Annotated in this window: 5 protein-coding genes; 3 read left to right on the top strand and 2 right to left on the bottom strand. The window is 68.5% G+C overall.

Going from position 1 to position 6558, the window contains the following annotated elements:
• Positions 1 to 284: 284 nt before the first annotated feature.
• From htpX to AAFN69_RS29475, 3 genes are all read left to right on the top strand, one after another.
• On the top strand, positions 285 to 1205 hold the full coding sequence (gene htpX, locus AAFN69_RS29485; protein ID WP_347731916.1) for a zinc metalloprotease HtpX: 921 nt from the start codon (positions 285 to 287) through the stop codon (positions 1203 to 1205).
• An 11-nt stretch (positions 1206 to 1216) separates the two neighbouring features.
• Positions 1217 to 1870 carry a hypothetical protein gene (locus AAFN69_RS29480; RefSeq protein ID WP_347731915.1) on the top strand — a complete coding sequence of 218 codons (654 nt, stop codon included), beginning with the start codon at positions 1217 to 1219 and terminating at the stop codon, positions 1868 to 1870.
• A 376-nt stretch (positions 1871 to 2246) separates the two neighbouring features.
• The gene (locus AAFN69_RS29475; protein ID WP_347731914.1) at positions 2247 to 3959 is read left to right on the top strand and encodes a lysyl oxidase family protein; all 1713 of its coding nucleotides are present in this window, start codon (positions 2247 to 2249) and stop codon (positions 3957 to 3959) included.
• A 225-nt stretch (positions 3960 to 4184) separates the two neighbouring features.
• Here AAFN69_RS29475 and AAFN69_RS29470 read toward each other — a convergent pair whose 3' ends face one another.
• Together AAFN69_RS29470 and AAFN69_RS29465 are read right to left on the bottom strand one after the other, a co-directional pair.
• Entirely contained in the window at positions 4185 to 5537 is a 1353-nt protein-coding gene (locus tag AAFN69_RS29470; RefSeq protein ID WP_347731913.1) for a SidA/IucD/PvdA family monooxygenase, read from the bottom strand.
• Positions 5538 to 5669: 132 nt separating this feature from the next.
• Positions 5670 to 6557: an ABC transporter ATP-binding protein gene (locus AAFN69_RS29465; protein WP_347731912.1), complete on the bottom strand. Its 888-nt coding sequence runs from the start codon at positions 6555 to 6557 to the stop codon at positions 5670 to 5672.
• Position 6558: the final 1 nt, after the last annotated feature.

Below are 6558 nucleotides of genomic sequence, written 5' to 3'. Positions count from 1 at the left end.
ACAACCAACCCGAACCCCACATACCAACCTCCCCACACAGACAACGACACCCCACCCAAACCCCACCCCCACGAAACCCAATCCACAACCACTCAACACACCCACCACACAAACACCCAACGCAACAGACAGTCACCCTCTGCGACAAACGCCCGACTCCCCCGCCAATCCCCCGAACAAGACAGTTCAGGAGCACAATCGGTATGGAGGCATGGAGGCATGGAGGTATGGAGGTATGGAGGTATTCATGGGGGTATTCACAGCGCTCCCCGGAAGGTGATCAGATGGCCTCGAACAGGGCCCGGTCCTCCCGTTTCACGCCGGATCGCGGGCTCACCACACGCATGGTGACCACGATGTTCCTCATCGGGCTGCTCTACGTCGTCTTCGTGGGCGTCCTGCTCGCCCTGGTGCGCGGCGCCTGGCCGGTCATCCTGCTGGGGGCGGGCGCGCTCTTCGTCGCCCAGTTCTGGTTCAGTGACCGGATAGCCGCGCGCGGCATGGGGGCCCGCGAGGTCAGCCCCGAGGAGGCCCCGGAGCTCCACGGGGCCGTGGACCGGATCTGCGCGCTCGCCGATATGCCCAAGCCTCGGGTGGCGATCGCCGACAGTGACGTACCGAACGCGTTCGCGACCGGACGCAGCCAGAAGACCGCCCTGGTCTGCGCCACCACGGGGCTGCTGCGGCGACTGGAGCCCGAGGAACTGGAAGGGGTACTCGCGCACGAGCTGTCACATGTCGCGCACCGGGATGTCGCGGTGATGACGATCGCCTCCTTCCTCGGCGTCCTGGCCGGGGTGATGACCAGATTCTCGCTGTACAGCGGCCTGGGGCGGGCCGGGCGGAACAACGGCAACGCCGCCATCGCCATGATTCTCATTCCGCTGGTCAGCGCCGCCGTGTACGCGATCAGTTTTCTCCTCACCCGGCTGCTCTCCCGCTATCGCGAGCTGGCCGCCGACCGGGCGGCAGCCCTGCTGACGGGCAGGCCGTCGGCGCTCGCCGCCGCGCTCACCAAGGTGACCGGTGAGATGGCGCGGATTCCGACCCGGGACCTGCGGAAGGCCGAGCCGTACAACGCCTTCTGGTTCGCGCCGGCGTTCTCCTCCCGGGAGAGTCTGAGCCGGGTGCTCTCCTCCCACCCGACACTCGAACAGCGGCTGGAACAGCTGGGCCGGATCTCGGCGCGGCTGGCCCGGCCGTGATCGGAGGGTCCGTGGGGTTTCTCGACGCCATCCTCGGCCGGAGCAGACCGGTGCGGCCGGACCTCGACCGGCTCTTCGGCCTGCCCGGCGCGGCCGTCACCCTGGAGGCGGGGGCCGGGTTCACGCCCACCGGGGCGGGCTCGGTCTGTTTCTCCCGAGTGGAAGGGGGTGCGTTCGCCCGGCTCGAGGAGGAGGTACGGAATCTCCTCGACGCGGATACCGCGACGGCGGGCCGGGGCACGGAGCACGGGGTGAACCCGGCGGCCGGGTACGGGGGCGGAGTACCGGTGGAGTTCAGCCGGGACTCCTACGGGTACGCCTGGATCCTCGCCCGGCACCCCGGGGACCCCGACGGGATCTCCTCGCTGGTCAATGACCTGCATGCGGTGAACACGATGCTGGAGGAGGCGGAGTTCGGGGCTCACCTGCTCTGCTCCCTCGTCGCCTTTCACCAGGTATCCGATGGACGACAGCGCGGGCTGGCCCTGGTCTATCTCTACAAGCGCGGCACCTTCTATCCCTTCGCACCGCTGCCGGGCGCCGCCGAGCGGCGCGACACCGCACTGGAACTCCAGATCCGGGCGCTGCTCTCGGACGATCTGCCGATGGAGAGCGACCCGGGCCGCTGGTTCCCGCTCTGGGGTGCTCCCGGGCTGGCCGGCTGACCGGAGAGGGAGCAGCGGCCGGCGAGCGAATGGGTCGGGGCGGGAACTTCACCACAACCGGCGGGCGTTGGAACACAGGAAGCGACGGCGAGGGGCAGGGATGGACGGGGAGAGACAGGACGTCGCGTAACACAACCGCATGAATCGTGGTAGCCGGTCGACAGCACGATGACCGAATCCGGCTATCAACAGCGATTTTCAGACAAGGATTCATCTTTTCCGAGGTGCCGGACAACCATGCCGCGCTCCCCGGACTCTCTTCCGGCGAGCCGTGGCGAAGACGACCGGCACCGGACGGGGGCGAATGGTCCGGTCGGGACTCCACGGGCTTCCGCTCCATCCTGACCAAGAGGCATTCGCTCTAACCTGAGGAACGATGACCAGAACTCCTCGCGCCCGTCTGTGGCGTTCGACGCTCGCTGTGTCCGCCGCCATCGCCGTGACCGCCGGTGTCGTGGCCGCCGCGCCCGACGCCAAGAAGGCCAAGGCACCCGCCGGCCCGAAGCTCAGTCTCATCGCGGCCAGCAAGTCGGTGAACCTCGACAGGTGGCCCGACGCACCCGGTGTCTGGCTGGACCTGGGCACCTACGTCACCTCTCAGGGCTCGCCGTTCGAGTTCAAGGTGACCCGGAAGTCCTACAAGGACCCCATCGTCGCCCAGCAGATCATCCGCAGCGGCACGAAGACCACGGTCAAGACCCTGCCCAAGGGTCTGGTCAAGGACTTCCAGGGGCTGCCCGGCTTCATCGACGTGAGCATCACGGACGCCGCGGGCAAGACCGTCGTGACGCAGAGCGAGACCTTCTGCCCGAACAACGCGTCCGGGCGGGTCAGTCCCACCGCGCCGGCGAAGTCGAAGTTCCCGGAGTCCTGCCCGACCAACCCCTTCACCCTCGGCTCGGTGTGGGGTGTCGAGAACGGCTGGGCGTCCAACACTTACTCCGGCCACTACGACCGCACGGTCGACCTGGCGCCCGGCAAGTACACCGCCAAGATCTCCGTGGCGAAGAAGTACCGCGACCTGTTCGGGATCGCCAACAAGCCGCAGACCGTCAAGGTGAACGTGATCGAGCGCAAGCCCGATCCGGAGGGTCCCGGCGGGGGTGTCGGACGTTCCTCGAAGGCCGCGGGCGCGCACGACCACCACGCCTCGCACGGCAAGCTCCAGCCGCCGGCCACGCTGGGGCAGGCGACCAGCGGTACCGCTCCGACGTACAACGTCGGCCACGGCCCGAACCCGCCGGCCCCGCCGGCGCTGCCGTGGGCGCTGAAGACGGCCGCGCGCACCACCTTCAACCTGGGTGACAAGCCGGGGCAGACCGACGGTTCGCGCCGCGCTCCGGCGCAGAAGCCCAACGCGAAGCCCCCGACGGGCAAGGCCAAGGTGCCCAACGTTCCCAAGCCCGACCTGCGTTCGCTGCCCGCCTTCGGCATCCAGATCGTCGACGGCAAGCAGTACGACGCTCCGGGCAAGGACTTCGTCGCCTTCTCCGCCAATGTGTGGAACGCGGGCCCCGCGCGGCTGGTGGTCGACGGCTTCCGCAAGCCCGGCGCCGAGCTGATGAACGCGTACCAGTACTTCTACGACGCCAAGGGCAAGCAGGTCGGCTACACGCCGTCCGGCACCATGGAGTGGGACCCGCGTCCGGGGCATGTGCACTGGCACTTCACCGACTTCGCGAGCTACCGGCTGCTGAAGGCCGACCAGAAGGAAGCCGTCCGCAGTGGCAAGGAGGCGTTCTGCCTCGCCAACACGGACGCGGTGGACTACACGGTGAAGGGTGCCAACTGGCACCCGTTCAACACCGACCTCTCGACCGCCTGCGGCTGGGAGACCTCCATCTCCGTGCGTGAGGTGCTGGACGTCGGTTCCGGTGACACCTACACCCAGGACCTGCCGGACCAGTCCTTCGACATCACGGACCTCCCGAACGGCACGTACTGGATCCAGGTTCTCGCCAACCCGGAGAAGCGTCTCAAGGAGACCAGCACCAGCAACAACTCCGCGCTGCGCAAGATCGTTCTCGGTGGCAAGCCGGGAGCCCGGACGGTCACCGTCCCGGCGCACGGCCTGGTCAACGCCAACTGACCACGGCACGACACGGCACAGCAGGTCACCGCACCACAGAGGCCTGACCAGCGGATCGGCGCGATGAGCGCCGGCTGATCCGGCCGGAACACCCGGGCCCGGCCGCGCGCCGCGCGGCCGGGCCCGGTCGTTTCTCACAGCGGCCCGGCAGGGGGCGGCGCACCGGCGGGTGCGCCGCCCCGTGCGTTCACCGCGACCGGTACGGCCGCGGCGGACGGGGACGGATCACTGCGCGCCGCTGGCCGCCGGGTGCGCGCGGCCGGCCCGGCGGGCGATGAGTGACGCCTGGATCTCCCCCGCGCGGACGGCGGTGTGGGAGAGCAGTGTCGAGGTCAGCCCATGGGTGTGCTCGGTGCCGCCCTGAAGGTAGATGTCGCAGGCCACCTGGGCGATCGTGGCCACCCGGTGGTCCCGGCCGACCTGGAGTGCGTCCTCCTCGTCGCGCAGACAGAGTTTGCCGATCTCGCCGAGGCGTTCCCCGATGCCCTGCGGCTGGTATCCCGTGGCATGGACGAGCAGATCGGCCTCCAGTGTCTCCCGCTCGCCCGTCGGCAGATACTCGACGGTGACGCCGAGCCGCCCGCCGTCGGTGTCGACCCCGCGGATCCGGGAGATGTTCAGCATGCGCAACCGGCGGCGTCCCTGGACCTTCTCCTGGTACATGGTGCGGGAGAGCGCCTCGATCAGGTCGATGTCCACCACGGAGTAGTTGGTGGAGCGGTGATAGTCGAGGAGGGAGCGTTTCACCTCGCGCGGCGCACCGTGGTAGATGTCGACGGCCTCGGGGTCGAAGATCCGGTTGGCGAACGGGCTGTCGTCCGCCGGGGTGTAGCCGTATTTGGCGAAGACCGAGCAGATCTCGGCGTCCGGGAAATTGCGGTGCAGATAATCGACGGCCTCGGCCGCGCTCTGCCCCGCGCCGAGAACGACGGCACGGCGCACCGGCGCGCCGCTCTCCACCATCCCCGCCACCCGCTGTATCAGTTCGCTGGTGTGCCAGACCCGGTCGGAGAGCACCGTCCCGGGCGGAAGGTGCGGTTCCAGCCCGGTGGCCACACAGAGGCTGCGGGTCCTGCGGACCGTGGTGACGGCCGGGTCGCGCGGGTCCCGGCTGGTCACGTCGAACCAGCGGATCTCCCCCTCCTCGGTCACCGGTTTGACCGAGACGACCTCGGCGGAGTACTCCACCGACCCGGCGACCCGCGCCGCCGCCCACTCGAAGTAGTCGTGGAACTCGATGCGCAGCGGAAAGAGCGTCTTCTGATTGAGGAAGTCGACCAGCCGGTCCCGCTCCCGCAGATAGCAGAGGAAGCTGAAATCGCTGGTCGGGTCCCGCATGGTGACAAGGTCCTTCAGAAAGGACACCTGCATGGTGGCATCGTCGATCAGCATTCCCCGGTGCCAGCCGAAACGCGGCTGCCGCTCAAGGAATCCCGCCTTGATCCGGTCGTCCTCGGAGACCTGTGCGTTGTACTCCTCCAGCGCGATCGCGAGGGCCAGATTGGATGGCCCGAAGCCGATACCGAGGACGTCGTAGATGGTGCCTGAACCACTGTGCAGTGTGTTCACCGCGTTCATCGCCTCCCTTAGCGGGGATATGCTAGATAAGGTTAGCCTTACCTTGCAATCTCTGAGGCCGATTCGGTGACGGATCACCGTGCCCGGCCGCCCTGTTGGCGTGCGCGACGCCGGATGTGTCGCCGATATCCGTCATACGACGGCTTGTTGGCCTCCGGATCCGTTCCCCGCTCCCGCTCCGTGTGTTTCGCCGCGCCGGGCGGAGGCGTCGTGGTGACGGCCCATCGGAATGACCATCGGCGTACCGCTGACCGGATCGGGAGCGATCCGGCAGCGCAACCCGAAGACCTCCTCCACCAGGGCGGCGTCGATGACCTCCGCCGGGTCGCCCTCGGCGACGATGCGGCCGGACTTCATGGCGATGAGATGGTCCGCGTACCGGCATGCCTGGTTCAGATCGTGGAGGACCATGACGACAGTGCGGCTCTCGTGCCGGTTGAGGTCGGTGATCAGGTCCAGCACATCGATCTGGTGGGCGAGATCGAGATAGGTGGTGGGCTCGTCGAGAAGCAGTACCGGGGTGCCCTGGGCGACGGCCATCGCGATCCAGGCACGCTGCCGCTGACCCCCGGAGAGCTCGTCGACGGGCCGGTCGGCGAGCTCGGTCATGGCGGTGGCGCGGAGCGCGTCGTACACCGCGCTCTCGTCGCCGGCGGACCACTGCCGCCACCAGGTCTGGTGGGGCGAGCGCCCTCGGCCCACCAGGTCGATGACGGTCAGCCCCTCGGGGGCGACCGGTGTCTGCGGCAGGATGCCGAGGCGCTGGGCCAGTTCTCTGGTCGGTATGGAGTGCACGGAACGGCCGTCGAGCTCCACCGTGCCGGCCCTCGGTGCCAGCAGCCGGGCGAGTGCCCGGAGCAGGGTGGACTTGCCGCAGGCGTTCGCCCCGACGATCGCGGTGATCCGTCCGGCCGGGATGGCGACATCGAGCTTCTCGACGACGACCCGCTGGTCGTACGCGAGGGTGAGACCGGCGGCCGTCAGCCGGGGACCGGCCGGGGGCGTGTTCTTCGATGTCATG

It is taken from the genome of Streptomyces sp. CAU 1734 (genome assembly GCF_039888735.1).
Lineage (GTDB): Bacteria > Actinomycetota > Actinomycetes > Streptomycetales > Streptomycetaceae > Streptomyces.
Note: the sequence above shows the minus strand (reverse complement) of the source record. Positions and strands in the feature narration are given on the sequence as shown.